This is a genomic window from Ulvibacterium marinum, from assembly GCF_003626755.1.
GTDB lineage: Bacteria > Bacteroidota > Bacteroidia > Flavobacteriales > Flavobacteriaceae > Ulvibacterium > Ulvibacterium marinum.
Genome location: NZ_RBCJ01000002.1, coordinates 1329317 through 1348314, shown reverse-complemented (window position 1 = coordinate 1348314; position 18998 = coordinate 1329317). Strand labels below are relative to the sequence as shown.

Below are 18998 nucleotides of genomic sequence, written 5' to 3'. Positions count from 1 at the left end.
CGGCTGGGACGGTACCTTTCGGGGCGTAGCCATGCCCTCATCGGACTACTGGTTCCGCTACGAGCTCCAGGGAGGAAGGGCCTTTACCGGGCATTTTACTTTAAAACGGTAATCAGGGGATATTTTTGTTCCCATTTGCACAACACTTCAAGGATAAAATCGTTATAATTTGTAAGAAACCTACTTATGCGAATATATTCTGTATTACTATCCCTCATGGTATTGGTATGTTCTTGTGCCTCGCTCAAGGATATAAACCCTTCTGGGCAGCATGCCCCATCACTTGGAGCCATTGGAAACCAAAGCCAATCGTTATTACATACCAGTTTTCAACGAATAGGGCATCCGTCCTTGGAACATCCTATTGCCGTTTCGGTACGGGAAGTTCCCTTTACCAAGTCCAGCTTTAAGAAATACACGATTTTCAAGAAGAATTCAGGTTCAGTACCCGAAATACAATTCACTGATTCCTTGGGGACTAAAGCTAATTACCTATGCTTGGAAATCATGGATCAAATTGCTTTGCGAGATGCTTTGAACGGTAAGGAAAACAGTAATGTATTAAGCTATTTGGAGAAGGATGATGCCTATCGTTTGGTCTATAAGGTGGCCCTGTTTCCTAATTTGGAAGAATATCGCCTTCTGATACAATCGGATCGACTTTTTTTGAAAACTGACAGAAATGGCATTTTAACGTTTATGGCAAGGAATAGAAATTTAGACAAAGAAATAAACCTTTCCCGAATGGAGATTTTTGACTATAACTGCTTGGGATTCTGCTGGGGAGAGACCCAATATGGGAAAAAACAAATAGAGGCCTTGGTACAGGATGGTGACGCCTGCCCGAAGCATACGCAACGGAAAGCCTATAAACTGGATGAGACCAAATCTTATTTGAAGCTATGAGATTACTATTTACGATTACAGGGTTTGTCTTTTTCCTCGGTTTTTTAGCCTCATGCGAGGACATCTTGGAGGTACCGGATATTTCCGGACAGCGCGTGGAATTGGTGGCTCCCTTGAATAATACCGTGATAAACCAGAATACAATAAACCTCACCTGGAGTGGGCTTTCGGATGTGGATGCCTATCGTATACAGGTGGCCATGCCCAATTTTGATAATGCGGCCCAAATTGTATTGGACAGTCTTATCGTTCGGGATACCCTGGGCCAGATAGATACAAGGTTGGAACAACTTTTACTCTTCAATGGAGGGTATGAATGGCGGATACAAGGATTGAACAGCGGTTTTGAGACATCTTTTAGCAGTGCTATTTTTTCCGTTAACGGCGATGAAAACATAGATTTGATACCACCTAATGTGCCCTCACTCACATCGCCTTCTGATGGAGCGTCCTTGGATGATGCAGAAGTAAACTTTGCTTGGACTAGGCAAGATATTTCCGGAAGTGCCGAGCGGGACAGTATTTTCATTTTTAAGGATGAGGCTCTCCAGGTATTGGAAACCAAAGGGTTGGGTGCCAATAAGACCTATACGACCAATTTGAATGATGATACCTATTTCTGGTTTGTAAAGGCTTTTGATGGTGCCGGCAATGAAAGCAGTGCTTCGGAGGTCTTTGAATTAACCGTTAATGTTCCCTAAAATGAAGAAAAATCAAAAGACATATCTATTGTTGACCGTGGTCCTCGCCATTTGGGGCATCCTTGGATTTAAGGTCATAAGGACCGTAAATCCGGATTCCGAACAAAATGTACAAAATATTGTTTCGGAAAAATTTAAGCCTATGGAATTCAAGGAAAGGGACACCTTTAGTATCGTGGCCCATTATCGGGATCCTTTTTTGGGGACGCTTCCCAAATCGCTTAAACCTAAAGTACCAAAAAGAATATCTCAAAAAAAAGACACCCTCCCCAAACGGGAAATTCTATACACCGGTTTTATTGCAGAGAGTTCCTCCGGTCACGAGATTTTCTTTTTGACCATTGACGGCCACCAACAACTCATGGCTAAAAATGAAGTATTTCGGAAGGTAAAACTGTTGTCCGGCGACCCGGAAAAGGTCAAGGTTCATTTTGATGGAAAAACAAAGACCATACCCTTAACCCAATGAAACCTCCCGTAAAGATAAAGGCAGGGGCGTTGCAGTTCGTACTCTTCATAGGAGCCATTATAGCCATACTCCTTTTTTCCTTTGTCTTGATTTCCTATACCCATAGTTTTTTCGGAAAAAAAACAGATCTGAGGGTAGACATTATCCAAGAAACGGAATATGGACTACAATACGCCTATCAAAGAAATGTTGGAGTGGGGGAAATCCTCCAAGTACCATCCAATGGAGATACCGGCATTTCAATCAAGGTTCAAAAAACATATTGGGGCATTTTTGAAAAGTATGTTTCCATGGCCGAACAGGGAAAACAATCTTTTTCAAAATTCGCCCTTTCGGGAAATCAATATCCGGAAGGTTTGCCCGCTCTTTATCTTAGGGATAAACAACGGCCCTTGATCATTGCCGGAGATTCCAAAATAACCGGAGATGCGTATTTGCCACAACAGGGTATACGAATGGGAAATATTTCGGGAAACTCCTACCGTCATAGTAGGTTGGTCCATGGTAGGGAGGGGCAAAGTAAGACCACTATGCCCAAGTTGGCGGAAGAAACGATTGGGGAAATCAATAGGTTGTTGAATGCGAATCAAGGTGGGGCCCCCACGGTCCCACTACGTTCCCAAATGGAGTTAAAAAACTCCTTTACTTCCCCAACAGTTCATATCAATGATTATGTCGTAGAACTGGAAAGTGTTTCATTGACCGGCAATATCAAAATTATGGCTTCCCATAAACTTGTGGTGCATCCCACCGCGATGCTTAGGGATGTGGTACTTGTTGCTCCTGAAATCGAGATTCGGGATGGGGTCAAAGGCTATTTTCAAGCTATTGCCAGTAAAAAAATCCATGTAGGAAAACATTGTGAACTGGCTTATCCGTCCGCACTTGTCGTAAAGGAAAAGCGGAGCAATAGAACTCCCCAAAATAGGAACCGGGACGCCAACCTTTTTATTGATGACCAATCCGTTATAAACGGAATAGTACTCTATCTGGATGAATCCGAGGAACGTACTTACACTCCGCAGCTAAAAATTTCCGGAAATGCCATGGTACGTGGGCAGGTCTATTGTACCGAAAATTTGGAGCTTCCAGGGACTATTCTAGGTAGCGCAACCACGGATGCCTTTATCGCTTTGGCGAATGGTAGCATCTATCAGAACCATTTGTACAACGGCCATATTGATAGTGCCAAACTACCCTTGGCCTATGTAGGTCTGCCCATAGCGGGTTCTGGGGACAAAAAAACGATGAAATGGCTGTATTAAAACGGATAAAGGCATCGACCTTAATGGAAACCTTGGTGGCTACGGTCCTGATCGTGGTCATTTTTATGATCAGTAGCATGCTAATGAACAATTTGTTTTCCAACTCCCTTAAGGGAAGGGATGATCAAACGGAAGAACAATTGAACCAATTGGTCTATGCCTATGGTCATGGAAGTCTGGGATTGCCTTATTATGAAGAAATAGGGGATTGGGTATTTTCGGTAACGACACAAAACCAAAATGGAACAGAAACGGCACGGTTTGAAGCAACACATCGGGTATCCAAAAAGACCATCGGAAAATCAGTAGTACATGCAGATTAGATTAAAGAAAATAAGAGCCTTTACGCTAAGCGAGATGATCGTTGTCCTGTTGATAACTACCATGGTGGTGGGGATGGCCTTTTCGGTGCTCCGGCTGGTACAAAACCAAATGAACGGGATAACCGGGAATTACGAACGCAATACGGAATTTAATTTACTGCGCCAATCCTTATGGACCGATTTCAATAGATATGATAGGGTTTATTACAATGAAAATAACGGGCAATTGCAGTTCGTGAATGAAATGGGCGGCCAAACCTATCGTTTTGAGGAAGATTTTATTACCAAGGATATCGATACATTCCGAATCAAATGGGAAGCGCGGCGTTTTCTTTTTGAAAACAGGGACATTTCCTTGGGGGAAATCGATGCTATCCATTTCCAAACGACCAAGGCATCTGGCAACCGATCTCTTTTTGTATACAAGAATAATTCTGCTACAACGTACATGAACCAATAGCTATGGGTTTTAAATTGGAGCATACTATAAAAGCACCCGAACAATCTGCAGATAGCGATTGGCTTTCCCGTACGCTGAAGAAAGAGATTGCCTTCTTCGGAAAAACCTTTGGCAATAAGAAAAAAGAGGATTTTTATACGGAAATAGCTGTTTTGCTCAAAGCGGGAATTACCTTGAAGGATGCTTTGGCCTTGATCCAGGAAAATCAGAAAAAAGAGAAGATGCGATCCTTTTATGCGGAAATTGTGGACGCATTGGTCTCCGGCACCAGTTTTTATGAGATACTCAGGAAAAAGAAGGCATTTACCGAATATGAGTACTATTCCGTCAAAATAGGCGAAGAAACCGGTACCCTGCCTAGAATAGCGGAAGAATTGGGCAAATTTTTCGCCCGGAAAAATGAACAACGAAGGGGGTTGATCAATGCCCTGACCTATCCGATCATTATCTTGGTTACAGCCGTACTGGTCGTAATTTTTATGTTGCGTATGGTAGTGCCGATGTTCGAGGATATTTTTAAACAGAACAATGTTGATCTTCCCGCCATGACCAAAATGGTGGTAAGTGCGTCCAACTTTATCAGGGATTTTGGATGGCTCGTACTTTTGATAGTCGTCACCCTTATCGTACTGAGAAAAACATTTTCAAACAATGTATGGTTCAAGCGGCGAAAGGACTTTCTGTTATTGAAACTACCCTATGTGGGGAACTTCATCGCCTCGGTCTATCTGGCGCAGTTTACCCAGGCGGTCGCTTTGTTGACGGCTTCCAAAGTACCTGTTTTGAATAGTATAGGGTTGGTGAAAAAAATGATCGATTTCTATCCCTTGAACGAAGCCTTGACCCATGTGGAGATGAACGTACTTTTGGGCAGAAGTCTAAACGAAAGTATGTCCGGTGCCCGGATTTTTGACAATAAAATGGTATCCCTGGTCAAGGTGGCCGAAGAGACCAACCAGACCGAATATATTTTTGAACGTCTTAATCAGCAGTATGCCATTGAGGTACAACAAAAATCCAAGTTGCTATCTACCTTGATGGAACCTTTAATCATTGTAATCGTTGGGATTTTTGTCGGGGTAATCCTGGTGTCCATGTACCTGCCCATGTTCAAGTTGAGCAGTGTAGTAGGCTAGGAGAACCTGAATGTTAAAATGGTTACGTATTACTATCCAAAACTAATGGGGTTTACATGCGCATACGTTTTTTAAAATCGGGTTTTCGGGTATTGGAAATTTTGACTTTTTGATTTCTTCCTAAGATTAGAAAATTTCAATCAGTCATCATATTCATCAAAGAAGACAATCAGCAATACAACGGACACGAGAATAAGGAGGTACAATAAACTTTCAAAATAGTAAAAATGACCCACCCCGTACCTCTTATTACAATTTAATCATCTTGCATATCATACTTGGGGGTAACTTCTACCGTTCCATCGATAATGTCCTTGATCGGAATGATCGTTCTTTTTTCGATACCCGTCCGTATGGTAAGGGAAATATTGTCAATGGCTACGACCACACCCTCCATATCGTTTAGTTTAACCAAATCTCCTATGGCATAGTTCTTCCGGGCGTAATAGGTAAATAACAGCTTCCCGACTATCTCCTTGGATCCCAGGCCAAATCCTATGGAAATGGCCAGGAGAAAGGCTCCAAGGACAATGGAAAAGTTGTTGGTGACTATAGTGGTATCTATCCCGGTCTGGTTAAGGGCGGCTATAGTGATCAAAACGGTAATGAAGTAGAACACTACTTCGCTTATGATCCGGGAACCGCTAAGGTCAAAGGATTCAAATACGCCCTTAATGGACTTTTTAATGAAGTCCGCGATGTACAACCCGATCATAAATAAGGCAATGGCACTAAAAAGTTTGGGCAAATAGCGCAAAAGGTTTCCGATTTCCTCGGATACAACGGTCCAGTTCATGATGTCCGCGGCAATAATGAGGAATACCAGGAACAGGATCCAGCGTACAAAGTTTACAATGACCTGGGATACCTTAAATTTTATTTGGGCCCGTTCAAAGAGGTTTATGGCATTGATCTTTTCGGTCAACCGGTCAACCTTGGCAAATTTCAGGATCCTTTTGAGCAAAAACTCGATTATCTTGGTAATGAGCCATCCTAGGGCCAGGATAACGATGGCCCCTATAATATTGGGCAGTACGGTAACAAGACCGTCCAACATTTCCTTAAGTGACCCCAGGGTAAGCGTTTTCCATTTGGTGATTTCTTCCATGGTATGTAAGTTTGGTTCTTAAATTCTATTCTAGTTCAATACCGCCCCCTTGTCTTGAACAAGTTTTCCAGGGCTGAACTATAATTAGTAGAAAAAAGTGATGCTACTTCCATAATAAACTTGGCCAGAGCTATGTTTCGCATCACTTTTTTCCTCAGTTCCGGGGGAACCGGTTTTTGGTATTGGTCCATTTCCTTGAATGGATTTCTATTTTCTTCCGTCATTTATGTTAGTTTATGATATGCTCGTATTACTTTTTGTCTTGCCCTTTTTAGGCGCATCTTTATGGCCCCTTCGGTTACGCCCAAAAGTATGCCCAGTTCCTTTACGGAAACATCGTCCTGATACTTTAATAACAACAGGGACTTATCCTCTGCGGTTATAAGTTCCAAGGCTTTCTTTAACCGTGTGGCCTTTACCTGCATCAATTGTTCTTCGGATACTTCAAACAGCGGCATAAAATCCGGGTCGCCAATATTGTCCAGCGGATGGTCCATTTTTTTTAGGTTTTTTCGGCGCACATAGTTCACACAAAAATTATAGGTAAAGGCATAGAGCCATGTGGAAAACTTGGATTTTCCTTTAAAGGTGTCCAACTTCAGGTACAGTTTTAAAAAAACGTCCTGGGTAAGATCCTCGGCCTCGTCCTTTGATTTGGAAAAACCATAACATTTGTTGTATATCCTTTGGGCATACCGATCGTACAGATGACCGAACAACAAAGGATCGTTTACTTGAACGATCTTGTGTACCAGTTCCTCGTCGGAAAGCGTTCGGGGTTTTCTGCCAATTTCCAATGGTATCCTTAGATTGGTTGTTTGTTTTAGGGTTAGACCCGCTTTTTGCAGCAGGTAACCCATTATTTTGCAGTATTTCCGTTTTTGTTTGAAAATGGACATGATATAAGCGTTTGGCCTATGGTATTGAAGGGATATTCCCATGTCCTTAAAAGTGTAGTATTCCGCTACAAAATTAAGTAGGGTATAGGGCAGGTAAAGGCTTGATTATCTAAACGGTAGACCCTATTTGCTAAAGGGTGGTCTTGGGGGGAGGTAAGGTGTCTCGGCCGTTTTGTCTGTTGGAGAGAATTTACGGTTTTGTTCCTTTCCCTACCAGGGAAAGGAACGCTCTGCGATTCATCCTATACTTCAATTCTAAACTACAAAGGTTTCCTTGTAGCCCTGTAGGTCTGTCTTTCGCGGGTCCTTCCCCTGGTAGGGGAAGGTGGTCCGGCCATGGGGCCGGAGCGGAAGGGGGTGGGGGTGTTGTACGGGTCGCGGGCCATTTGGATTGGATTTGTTCTGCCGGAGCCTTAGACCGACCCTTTCCGACTTTCCGCTTTCGCGGCAAGCCACCTTTCCCTGCCAGGGAAAGGAACGCTTTGCGGTTCATCCTATACTTCAATTCTAAACTACAAAGGTTTCCTTGTAGCCTTGTAGGTCTGTCTTTCGCGGGTCCTTCCCCTAGCAGGGGAAGGTAGTCCGGCCATGGGGCCGGAGCGGAAGGGGTGGGGGTGTTGTACGGGTCGCGGGCCGTTTGGATTGGTTTTGTTCTGCCGGAGCCTTAGACCGACCCTTTCCGACTTTCCGCTTTCGCGGCAAGCCACCTTTCCCTGCCAGGGAAAGGAACACTCATGATTAGCTTGTACGTTTACTTTTTAAGAATTTTTCCCCTTTCACATAAAGCCTCTTTTTCCTTATTATCTCGGAAAGGACCATTTGGGGTTGCTTTAAGGTCAGCATAAATAGGTATATTTTTCCTTATTTTTTGGAATTTTCAACCTTATTAAAATTTTTTTCGTACAAAGAAAAATGATTCTTCTGGCTTATTGCCAAAATACGCTGTTTTTCCTGGAAAATAGAATTTAGGCTTAAGGGTAAACCTTGGGTTTTGTATCCCAGACATATACCAGGATCGTACTCCATCTACAGATCTACGATATACCGTAAGGAGCGGATCCTTGATGGTCCAAGGTTTACGGCACGGTAACTTTTGGCAAGAATTTCCCCACTATTTGGGGACGGCGAAACTAATAAATGGAATAACCAAAACATAAATCTTTAAAACGCAAATACTATGAAAAAAACAAGTTCTCCCACACGATCGTGCTCCCATCTCCTATTGACCGTCACGGCCCTGTTGTTCCTTAGTATACCGGGCCATGCACAAATAGAATTCGACGAAGGGATACGGCTCAATGATTCAGGCGCACTATCCTTGCACCCGAATATCCCCTTTGAGATAGATGAACCCAAGGTTGTGGGTGGAAGGTTTAGGGTAACTACTACCGGCCTGGTGGGCATAGGAGTAATATCACCCACTGAAAAACTGGAAGTAGCCGGGAAAATCAAAGCTGACGGTATCCGGATTAACAAAGGTCTTCTCTCCCTCCATCCGGATGCTACTTTTAATATTGACGAACCAGGTATAGTAGGTGGGCGATTCACCATTGGCAAAGATGGCAACGTGGGCATAGGGGTTGCCGACCCGAAGTTTCCCTTGGATGTAGCTAAAGCGATTACGTCTTCGACGTTTCCATATGGTTGGGTTTCTCAATTTAAAAATGCGAACACGAATTCCGGAGTCATTTTGGGCGGCAGACAGAAAAATGATAAGGGCTATGCTATTATTGGTTCGATGGGAACAACAAGTTTGACTATCAATCCAGATGGAGGCGACATACACTTGGGCAGCCAATTTAGCACTGCAACTAATGTATACGGTAGTGGGCGTTTTAACCTCGGTTATGTCACTACTGAGAATTTAACTGTAAGCGAGAATATCATTGCGGAGGGCAACGTAGGCATAGGGGGGGTTACCTCACCCTCAGAAAGGCTGGAGGTTAACGGGAATATCAAGGCCACTGGCAAGATTATTGCGGACGGGGGAATAGCATTGAATAATATCTCGGAGAGCATGTACTTTGCAGAAAATGGCAACGTGGGCATCGGGGTAACCGCACCCACAGAAAAGCTACAGGTAGCCGGGAACATCAAGGCCACTGGCAAGATTATTGCGGACGGGGGAATAGAAATGAACGGATCTGAGGCCTTACATTTTTCTAAAGAGGGTAATGTAGGTATAGGGGTTGCCGAACCCACACAAAAGTTGGAGGTCAATGGGGTTATCAAAACTAGCCATATCCGGGTGGAAGATGGGATGAATGTGAAAAACGGTATCCGGATGGAAAACGGTGCTTTATCATTTCATCCTTCTGCTTTATTAGTACTGGACAAAAATGGTGTACCTGGGGGGCGATTTATCGTTACCTCGATAGAGGAAGACGGTATGGGCGGCAACGTGGGCATAGGGGTCGACACACCGTCCGAAAAACTGGAGGTTAACGGCAATATCAAGGCCACTGGAAACCTACTTTTGGAAAATGATGATGACCCTGACAACCCGATACCCGTATTTCAAGTATCTACTGCCGAACAATTGACCTTTATAGGGTCGGAAGCCTATACCAAATGGACGGAGAACAATACAAATAAAGACTCTGAGCTATATAAAAACAAGGATAAGTATTCCCTTTGGGTAAGTAAGGGCATCGTAAGTGAGGATTATGTAATGGCCAGTGTAGACGCATGGGCGGATTATGTCTTTGATCCCGGATACAAATTACGGTCCCTGGAAGAGCTTTCCCATTTTGTACGCACTAACAAACACCTCCCTAACATTCCCTCGGAAGCTGAGGTAAAACAAGAGGGGTATAGCCTACACGAGTTGAACCGTGGTTTCTTAAAAACCATTGAAGAACTGACGCTGCATACCATAGCCCAGGAAGAAAAGATAAAGACCCTGAACGCCCAACTGGAACAATACGAACACCTCAGCGATGAAGTGGCGCAATTAAAAGCGGCACTGGCTCAACTACAACAAGACCAGGACTAAGCACGTCTTTTTTTAAACCCATAGTAAAAAGCAAAATGAAACATAGAAATACAAATGTCTTGGGGACATGGCTAGCTTTGTTACTGATGCTGGCCATCTTTGGAACAGCCAATGGCCAGACTGGCTTAGACCCCGAACACTTAACAGAACAATGGCTTGCCGCTTATAGTACGGATTTTCTATATGGCGCAACCCCGGTGGTCTATACATCACCTTATCCAAACGACGAGGGTATTTGGGAAGATTTGGACATGCAGATCATTAATTTTAGTGATGTATTCAGCTTCGACGAGCTTTCACCGCCTGGAATAAAAGCAACGTTTAATGGGGAGGATATCCCACCCAATGTACGGGATGAACCGGCTATTACAGTTCGTGTGGGCCTCTATGATCCCAATAATAAGGAAAAACTGGCGTCCGTAGTAAAGTTCTATACGACATACAATGCTACCGTGGAAGCGGGAGATGATTATGTAAGTTTGGGAGACCTTGTGGGAAAAGATGCATTTAATCAATACTACACCAATAACGTTAAGCTGGCGGTCATTAACTCAAGTACAAAGGGATCTTTGTTTGGTACCTTTAAGAAGGTTGATAGTTATCCCTCACAAGAAATTGTTGTCGAAATTGAATTTCTACATCCGGGAAAAATAACCATGCTAAAGATTCCCGGTATTGGTGAGATTGCCCCTCAGGCCTTGCTATATGCACAAAGTAAGAACACCTTTGACCTCCCTACCACGGAAACGATAGTGGGCTTTCCCCAATCCAGGGGCATATCCATAGACCGCTGGACTTGGGACTCAGGGAACCGTCTATACGGCACCACGGACAATATCCTGAACATTGCCGAGATAGATTTCTCACAGGATAGCGATTTGGAGCTAAAGGTGGATTATGTCTTTAAGGACCCCAGGAGCAATCCGAAGAAGTTTAATCCCAAAACTTTTAAAAATGAGGATGGTTCCCTTGGTATCCTGACCGCTAAAGAACTGGCCTCCCGACCCTCCGTGGAAAGGGTAGAGCCCATTATGATCGATCAGCCACAGTCCGGTATGTTCGATGTGGTCTCTAACCGGGCCGCCCGTGCTGGGGCACTCTTTGCCGTAAACGGTGCCTTTTACGACTATTACTACTACTGTTTGCCCGGAGTAAAAACATCACTTAAAATAGACGGGACATGGCATTACCGACCAGATATTTTTAACCATCGGAATACTGGGGCCCTGGTCTTTGACGATACCAGTTTTGATTTTATACGAAATGAAAAACACGATGAATATATTGGCAAAGAAAACGGTGAGACCTATGATCAGGCCAAAAATGCCTATGCCCTGAAAGGCGCTCCATGGTCCAACCTCATGTCCGGCGGGCATTTTTCGGAGCTAGGCAAACCCTATCGGTTCCATCCCCCTAAGGTATCCGAAAGTCTCGACTATTTCTGGGAGGATCCCAAAGCGTATTATCCAAATATGCCGGATACCAAGGCGGAAGACTATAAAAATTGGAACAAGACGGAATTCAGTACCTGGTCTATGATTGCCTGCCAAAAACGGGATGATCGGGGCAAGGTTGCTGGGGATTATCAATATACCAACAGGGACGGACAGGCACAGGTAAACCTACATTCGTTTTCGGACGCTTTTGCACCAGCTTGGTTGGAGGGCACCAGAAGTAGTTATGGTATCAATGGTAAGACTTTATATATGGACCGATCCATGGCCAGCAATATCTATACGGCCGTTGACTATTCTCGCTACCCCCATGAATTTGGGCTACAGAAACGGGGGCGTACCTTTATCGCCAAAAAGGGAAATCGGTTCTATATTATGACGGCCGACGGACTTTATGCCCAGAGTTGCCAGTATGGAGGACAGACCATAGCCCAGTTCTATTCCAAAACTGCTCCGGGCTTAACCATAAAAGAGTTGTCGGATCTGTCGCAAAAACTGGAATTTGATGCCCTACTTAACCTGGATGGGGGTGGCTCCTCCACCTTCTTCGTCAACGGAAGGGGCATGGTACAATCGCCCTACGCTGGCTTTGCCGAGGGCCCCATGCAACAGCGCTATCTTTCCACGACGCTGATGGTGGTCCCCAAGATACAGTCTAAAAATATTAGGCCCGAAAATAACGAAAACAAGCACCACCTCCGTTTTGATAATTTTAATTTGGATTCTAATCGGTACGGTTACGAACTTAATGTGATTTCTGGGTGCTCCACTCCAAACCCAGATGACGTACGGCCCATTGTGCCATATAATGCTTGGCCTCAGGTAAAAGCCTTAAGTTTAACCCCCTCCCTTGAAAAGTTTACCAAAGTGGGAGACGCAAACGAGGGTGGTATCATTGCCGGGACTTTTAAAATTGAAAGTTCGGAACCTGGCTCATCGGAAGGGGCCATCCTGTTTGCCATGTCCGAAAATGGGCAATATGACAAGTTAAAGGATCCCAAAACAGGAAAGGATTATGATAGATCCACAAGACCCGATCCGGATGATCCCACAAAGAGCATAGAAACCGTACTATCGGATACCCGTTCCCTATTTGTTGTGGGAGTGGGAAAGATACCTGAAGAATTGATCAAAATTTTAAAACCATTGAAGGAAAACCTAACAGAAAAAGATCAATCCGACTGGGATTCCTTTTTAGATAAAAATGATCAAGCTTCCTACGTATTTCTTGTAAACAATAAAGAAGTTGAATTCTTCCAAGTCGATAACACAGGTGAACCCGGCAGATGGGCTAAATATCTTGATGATAACTGGCATAATTTTAATTTATATTATTATCATGAGCCTTTGGTGCCTAGTAGGGAATTTGAAGTGGTTTTTGACGGTAACCTTGTAGACGTCCCATATATCCACACAAAAGCGAAAGAGGATAGGGATTCCCATTTTTTTAACCCGGACCATATTACGAATGCCATGATCGGGGCCATCCCTATAAAGGGGGGATACGTAACACCTAAACAAAGTGACCTTAGCGTGGACAATTATATGTTTGTAATTGGCAAAGAGGCTTCCCGTTCTTTTTTTGAGACCTTAGGGACTATTCAGGAAAAGACTTCTCCTTATCCTTATGCGGAAACTATCCAGAAAATGAGCCAGGATATAGCAGATCATGACCATCAGCTTCCTCCCAGTTATACCGGCATTGATTGGAACAAACTCGATAATAACCGGTGGTATCTTCAATTTGAGGAAGGTACGGGCTACCATGCCCATGGGGTAAATGACGAACAGAAGGCCCATTTCTACGGACTTAACCTATGGGGGGAATGGGTAGCAAAGAATTCCACTAAGAAAGAAATTGCGGATACCGACAAGGCCTTGGATAGTATTGTGGACCCCGTTACCAATCAACCCTTAGAAACTGCCAACGTAGACCAAGAAGCCAGTTCACCGGATATCACCCCCAATTCCGAAGGGCCTTCGGATGCCAGTGCCGTATTGAACGGTCTGGCCGACGACACGCTCCGCCATAGCTGGAACGTCTATCCCAACCCGGCAAGCAGTACCCTCTTCCTGGATCTGGTACTGGAAGAGAGTACGCCCCTGGATATCTATCTCTTCAACCTTTCCGGGCAGCAATTGTTCCACGCGCGCTCCGCACGGATGGATCGTGGGAAGCAACGGGTAGACCTGGGCGAGATTGTCCGCCACTTTGGGGGCAAGCAACAATTGTATACTCTAAAGGTACGGGGCAACGGCTTTGCACCCATAGACGCCAAGGTGATGATCAAATAGGGATTTCCCCGGAAAGGAGGCCAGGAAGTGTGGGGCTTACTACCTGTCAACGCTATCCGATCCGGGGTTTGCCCTCCCGAGTGTTCCTTTCCCTGGCAGAGAAAGGAACACTCACTATCCATCCTATACTTCAATTCTAAACTACAAAGGTTTCCTTGTAGCCCTTTAGGTCTGTCTTTCGCGGCAAGCCTCCTTTCCCTGTCAGGAAAAGGAGTTCCTAAATATGTGCTTTTCTTGGGAATTGGTATCCATGATTAAGGGTAAACCCCGGCCATTTTAACTGGCTTGGGTTATGCCCAATTTTCTGTTCCGTTCCCATTTTCCTCGGGTAAAATCCGGGAAGGGAACGGGGATACTTCCGTTTTCCACTGAAATCCGGGACAAGGGCCCCACTACGGACCAGGCCACCCCATCATAGACATCCATATCCTGGGGGATACCTTGGTTAAAACAGCTAATGATACGGTAGGCCATTACAAAGTCCATTCCCCCATGACCGCCCTTGTGCCGATCTATCCGTTCCTGTAGTTCGTTCCAGATAGGGTGCCTATAGGTATCCCGCAACGCTGCATATTTTTGTTCGTCCAAAAAATGGTGGCCCTCGCCGTTTAGCGACAACCTGCTGTGATACCCCTGGTGGTAGCCCTTGGTCCCGGACAGTACATTTTTCAGATCGTAGGGTCTTGGGGTCACCACATCATGCTGCAGTAGAATGGAGCGGCCTTTATGGGTCTTGATCAAGCTGTTGTTGATATCCCCATGGGCAAAATCGGTCTTTCCGTAAAACGGATTATCGGTATCCACGGTCTTGGCGTATTCGGACAACGCATTTTGGGGACTGCCCATGGACACCAAATAATCGAACTTGTCCCCCCTTTGGATGCCCAGATACTGGGCCACGGGTCCCAGGCCATGGGTGGGATATAGGTTGCCGTCCCGCTCTACGTGATGTTGCAATCGCCAGTTGTTATAGGAGTTTTTGCGGAACAGTCCTTCCCGTAAATCATGAATATAGGCCGCTTCCGCATAATTGAGCGTTCCCAATACCCCCGCCTGTGCCATATTGAGCAGCCACAGTTCCTCATCCCCATAGCACACATTTTCCAGCATCATACAATTGCGTTGGGTTTCCTCGGCGGTATCCACCAATTGCCAACAGCCTTCCAAGGTATAGGCGGCGGGGACTTCTACCCCTACATGCTTGCCCTGTTGCATGGCATGGACGCTCATAGGCACATGATCTTCCCAGGGCGTGGCCACAATGACGAGGTCTATATCGTCTCGTTCCGTCATTTTTTTCCATGCGTTTAGGCTTCCCGTATAGGTCTCCGGCTGTTCATTGCCATGGGCCTGCAGATAATCCATACAGATCTGTATCCTGGGCTCACGGACATCGCAAAGCGCAACGATGGATGCCATCTCCGGGCATAGGGCGTTAAATTGGTACAACAGCCCCAGCCCCCGGCTCCCACACCCGATAAGGCCTATCCGTACCTTTGGAATCGGCGAGACTATAAGGTCCATTACCGAGGGGTTCTGGGTGGGCCTTTCTTTGGTGATTTCGTTTAGGAGTTCAGCTATTGTACTTCCCGTTTCCCTTTGGTCAGGGCTACATGCCGAAACACCTAAATAGGCACTGGCATAGGTACTGTTTCTTAAAAATCGTCTTCGTGTATACATGGTTTTAGAGTGTTGTTTTAGTTTTTAAGTTTCTGGTTTCGGGTTTCGGATTTCTGGTTTCTGGTTTCTGGTTTCGGGTTTCAGGTTTCAGGTTATTTAGTTGTTGGTTGTCGGTTGTCGGTTTCTGGGTTACTGGTTATTGGATTATTAGATTATTGGTTATTGTTCATTGCATCATTGTTTATTGATAATTGAGTTACTGTGTTACTGATTACTGATTACTGATTACTGGTTGTCGGTTGTCGGTTGCTGGTTGTTGTTGGTTGGTTACTGAGTCATTGGTTATTGATTCATTGTTTATTGGGTTTCGGGTTTCAGGTTTCAGGTTATTTAGTTGTTGGTTGTTGGATTGTTCGATTGTTAGGTTATTGGATTATTAGATTATTAGATTATTGATTGCTGATTACTGGTCACTGGTCACTGGTCACTGATTACTGGTTGTTGGTTGTTGGTTTCGGGTTATTTAGTTGTTGGTTGTTGGTTGTTGGTTGTTGGATTGTTGGATTGTTGGATTGTTCGATTGTTAGGTTATTGAGTTATTGGTTATTGATTACTGATTACTGGTTGTCGGTTGCTGGTTATTGTTTATTGAGTTATTGTGTTACTAATTACTAATTACTAATTACTAATTACTAATTACTGGTTACTGGTTACTGGTTACTGGTTACTGGTTACTGGTTATTGGATTATTGTTTATTGCATATTGTTTATTGATAATTGAGTTACTGCTTACTGGTTGCTGGTTGCTGGTTGCTGGTTGTTGAGTTATTACGTTATTGAGTTACTGCTTACTGGTCACTGGTCACTGATTACTGGTTGTCGGTTGTCGGTTGTCGGTTGTCGGTTTCTGGGTTACTGGTTATTGGATCGTTGGATTTTTAGATTATTGGTTATTGTTCATTGCAGCATTGTTTATTGATAATTGAGTTATTGATTACTGGTTGTTGGTTGTTGGTTGTTGGTTGTCGGTTGCTGATTATTGTTTATTGTGTTACTAATTACTAATTACTAATTACTAATTACTAATTACTGATTACTGATTACTGATTACTGATTACTGGTTTCGCGTTTCATAGGTGATGCCGTTCTTATCTTGATGAATGGTAACGAAGCTATTGTGCCTTAGTTCCTGAAATGTGCTTACGGTATTGGTATCGTCCGGCCACCAGATCTTTACTTCTTTAATCTCTTGGATTTCGCCAAGCCCTATTTCCTGTTGTAGGCTAGATGCCCCAAAACTTCCTCCGGAAGACACCGTGGTATAGATGGATCGTTCCCCGCCGTTTATGTCCTTGACCGTAATTTTGATCCGTGCCCCAATAGCGGAACGGTTGGCCGTTTTCCCTACCAGGCGCAGCGTAATCCAGGCATTGGTATTACCCCTGTTTTCAAAAAGGATGTTTTGGAAGGTATCCCCGGAAACCGCTCCGCCCAACACTTCATAAATGTCCTGGTCGCCATCGTTGTCATAATCGAAAAAAGCGATGCCATGCCCTTTTTGGATATGGCCGAAGCCTCCTTGGAAGGTGACATCCTCAAAGCTTTTCCCCTCTATGTTCCTGTACATACGGTTGGGTATAATGGCATTCAGGTTAGGGGTGCCGGTCCCCAGATAAAAGTCCAAAAAACCGTCATTGTCCAGGTCGCCATAATTACACCCCATGGTATATAGGGGCCGGTAAATTCCGTAGGCCTTGGAAACCTCGGTAAAGGAATTGTCCCCATTATTTTTATAGAGGCGCGGGGCTTCGGCCATCATTTTTTTTCCCAACAGGACCCTGGCCTCGTCTTCTGCGGCCCTATCCATACGATCTAACGTATAGCCCGACACAAAAATGTCCTCAAAGCCGTCATTGTTAAAGTCCCAAAACCAGGTCGGAAAACTATGTTACGGTTCCTGTACCCCGGAAATAGCGGCTATCTCAACAAACTGCCAACTGGATCTTGATGTCCCACAGCGATTTAGGAACAGGCGGTTGTTACCGGACAGATCGGACAGGTATAGATCGGGCAGGCCATCATTGTTGATATCGCCCCAGGCAGCACCTTTTATGACACCGACCACCGAAATACCCACATGCCGTGCCACCTCCTCAAACGTACCGTCCCCTTTATTTACATAGAGTTCACAGGGGTGCGGGTTGTTCGGGGATTCGTTACCGATGAAAAGGTCCAAAAAACCATCTTTATTAAAATCCGCCCATGCGGCCGTTTGGCTGGGAAAATAGGATAGAAGTCCGGCTTCCCGGGTCACATCGGTAAAGGTGCCATCCCCATTATTGCGTAGCAGGGAATTGGGAAATTTTCCATAATCACCCAACCAGGCGCCCCGCAATACCAGAACATCGGAAAAACCGTCATTGTTATAATCGGCCTGGAGCAGGTTAAGCCCCCCGGTCAAGCCTTTTATACCTGCAGCTTGGGAAATATCCTCAAACTTGCCTTTGCCCGTATTCCTAAAGAGCCGTAACGGATCGTTTAGGCCGTAGGAGGAAACCATGATATCCAAAAGGCCGTCGTTGTCAAAATCCTCACTGACCACTCCACCGGCCAGTCCGGTGGTATGCACCCCCAATTGCATGGCCACATCCCTGAATTCCGGGAATACCGTCGTTTTTGTTTTGGCAATATTTGGAATACGGACGTTTTTGGGGACACCCTCCGGATAATCGCCAAGGGTCATATAGGCCAAATTCAATAACCACCGGGCCTGCAGGTCCTCCGGAAAGGCCTTGAGAAGTTTTGTATAGATTAAAATGGCCTTTTCGGCACTGGAGGTATCATGATGGAGCCCCTCCTTTTCTATAGGGATTATACAGGACTTTACGGTATGGTGTTCCACACAGTTCTCTTCCTCGCCTTTTTGAAGGTAGGCGAGGCCCAAAAGATCATATAGCTCTTTATTTAAGGAGGTAACCTCCGTTTCTTTTTGGTCCGTAAGGTGGCTTTCGATTTCGGTAATGGCCTTTTCCACAAAGCCCGCATTGATCAGTTCTTCCAGGTAATGGGTATATAACTTTAGGGATAGGCTATCATTCTTCCCGGTCCTTATGTGATTTTTATAGTAGTACACGGCCCGTGCCTCATTGAGCATATAGTTGTTTGCCGGGTCGGCGTTTTCCGCCAGGGACTTGAGTTCCTCCGCCATAGCCAAATTGCCTGGAGGGAGAAAAACTTCTTTATCATCCGTTTTAAGATTCCCGTCCATTTTAAGATAACCTAGGGACAGCGTTAAAAATATAGCTGCCAGAACAGTGGAGATTATAACTTGTTTTCCATACCCCTGGATGTACATAGACCGTTTCAT

Annotated in this window: 17 protein-coding genes and 1 pseudogene; 10 read left to right on the top strand and 8 right to left on the bottom strand. The window is 44.8% G+C overall.

What is annotated here, in order from left to right; translation table 11 throughout:
* The 8 genes from D7Z94_RS26225 to D7Z94_RS13075 all read left to right on the top strand — a co-directional run.
* The coding region (locus tag D7Z94_RS26225; protein ID WP_147415846.1) for a T9SS type B sorting domain-containing protein at positions 1 to 112 on the top strand (112 nt) is incomplete at its 5' end.
* 74 nt (positions 113 to 186) lie between these two features.
* On the top strand, positions 187 to 906 hold the full coding sequence (locus D7Z94_RS13105) for a hypothetical protein (RefSeq protein WP_120711970.1): 720 nt from the start codon (positions 187 to 189) through the stop codon (positions 904 to 906).
* A complete protein-coding gene (locus D7Z94_RS13100) occupies positions 903 to 1607 on the top strand; it encodes a fibronectin type III domain-containing protein (RefSeq protein WP_120711969.1) in 705 nt (234 codons plus the stop codon). The genes D7Z94_RS13105 and D7Z94_RS13100 overlap by 4 nt, the downstream gene beginning before the upstream one ends.
* A 1-nt stretch (position 1608) precedes the next feature.
* Positions 1609 to 2076 carry a hypothetical protein gene (locus D7Z94_RS13095; protein WP_120711968.1) on the top strand — a complete coding sequence of 156 codons (468 nt, stop codon included), beginning with the start codon at positions 1609 to 1611 and terminating at the stop codon, positions 2074 to 2076.
* Positions 2073 to 3341 (top strand): hypothetical protein, encoded by a 1269-nt coding sequence (locus tag D7Z94_RS13090; protein ID WP_120711967.1) that lies wholly within the window; start codon positions 2073 to 2075, stop codon positions 3339 to 3341. The genes D7Z94_RS13095 and D7Z94_RS13090 overlap by 4 nt, the downstream gene beginning before the upstream one ends.
* Positions 3329 to 3664 carry a hypothetical protein gene (locus tag D7Z94_RS13085; protein ID WP_120711966.1) on the top strand — a complete coding sequence of 112 codons (336 nt, stop codon included), beginning with the start codon at positions 3329 to 3331 and terminating at the stop codon, positions 3662 to 3664. The genes D7Z94_RS13090 and D7Z94_RS13085 overlap by 13 nt, the downstream gene beginning before the upstream one ends.
* On the top strand, positions 3654 to 4124 hold the full coding sequence (locus D7Z94_RS13080; RefSeq protein WP_147415888.1) for a PulJ/GspJ family protein: 471 nt from the start codon (positions 3654 to 3656) through the stop codon (positions 4122 to 4124). The genes D7Z94_RS13085 and D7Z94_RS13080 overlap by 11 nt, the downstream gene beginning before the upstream one ends.
* Positions 4125 to 4126: 2 nt before the next feature.
* Positions 4127 to 5260 (top strand): type II secretion system F family protein, encoded by a 1134-nt coding sequence (locus D7Z94_RS13075; protein ID WP_120711964.1) that lies wholly within the window; start codon positions 4127 to 4129, stop codon positions 5258 to 5260.
* Positions 5261 to 5516: 256 nt separating this feature from the next.
* On the opposite strand, the gene D7Z94_RS13070 is transcribed toward D7Z94_RS13075, so the two are convergent.
* The 4 genes from D7Z94_RS13070 to D7Z94_RS25850 all read right to left on the bottom strand — a co-directional run bounded on the left by D7Z94_RS13070 (position 5517) and on the right by D7Z94_RS25850 (position 7760).
* Positions 5517 to 6368, bottom strand: coding sequence for a mechanosensitive ion channel family protein (locus D7Z94_RS13070; RefSeq protein WP_120711963.1), 852 nt, complete (start codon positions 6366 to 6368; stop codon positions 5517 to 5519).
* Positions 6369 to 6403: 35 nt separating this feature from the next.
* Complete coding sequence (locus D7Z94_RS13065) at positions 6404 to 6592, bottom strand: hypothetical protein (RefSeq protein ID WP_120711962.1); 189 nt, start codon at positions 6590 to 6592, stop codon at positions 6404 to 6406.
* Positions 6593 to 7267, bottom strand: coding sequence for an RNA polymerase sigma factor (locus D7Z94_RS13060; protein WP_245967190.1), 675 nt, complete (start codon positions 7265 to 7267; stop codon positions 6593 to 6595). It abuts the gene before it with no gap.
* Positions 7268 to 7457: 190 nt separating this feature from the next.
* Positions 7458 to 7760, bottom strand: coding sequence for a hypothetical protein (locus D7Z94_RS25850; protein ID WP_120711961.1), 303 nt, complete (start codon positions 7758 to 7760; stop codon positions 7458 to 7460).
* A 684-nt stretch (positions 7761 to 8444) separates the two neighbouring features.
* On the opposite strand from D7Z94_RS25850, the gene D7Z94_RS13050 reads away from it, so the two are divergent.
* Both D7Z94_RS13050 and D7Z94_RS13045 read left to right on the top strand, forming a co-directional pair.
* A complete protein-coding gene (locus D7Z94_RS13050) occupies positions 8445 to 10262 on the top strand; it encodes a hypothetical protein (RefSeq protein ID WP_120711960.1) in 1818 nt (605 codons plus the stop codon).
* 35 nt (positions 10263 to 10297) lie between these two features.
* The gene (locus tag D7Z94_RS13045) at positions 10298 to 14011 is read left to right on the top strand and encodes a phosphodiester glycosidase family protein (protein ID WP_120711959.1); all 3714 of its coding nucleotides are present in this window, start codon (positions 10298 to 10300) and stop codon (positions 14009 to 14011) included.
* 276 nt (positions 14012 to 14287) lie between these two features.
* Here the strand turns inward: D7Z94_RS13045 and D7Z94_RS13040 are convergent, their stop codons facing one another.
* From D7Z94_RS13040 to D7Z94_RS13020, 4 genes and pseudogenes are all read right to left on the bottom strand, one after another.
* Positions 14288 to 15691, bottom strand: a complete 1404-nt coding sequence (locus D7Z94_RS13040; RefSeq protein WP_120711958.1) for a Gfo/Idh/MocA family protein — start codon at positions 15689 to 15691, stop codon at positions 14288 to 14290.
* Positions 15692 to 16745: 1054 nt separating this feature from the next.
* Positions 16746 to 17258: a CRTAC1 family protein gene (locus D7Z94_RS13025; RefSeq protein WP_394347436.1), complete on the bottom strand. Its 513-nt coding sequence runs from the start codon at positions 17256 to 17258 to the stop codon at positions 16746 to 16748.
* A 57-nt stretch (positions 17259 to 17315) separates the two neighbouring features.
* Positions 17316 to 17543: pseudogene (locus D7Z94_RS26220) on the bottom strand (FG-GAP-like repeat-containing protein); the annotation flags it as partial.
* A 36-nt stretch (positions 17544 to 17579) separates the two neighbouring features.
* A complete protein-coding gene (locus D7Z94_RS13020) occupies positions 17580 to 18998 on the bottom strand; it encodes an FG-GAP repeat domain-containing protein (RefSeq protein WP_120711956.1) in 1419 nt (472 codons plus the stop codon).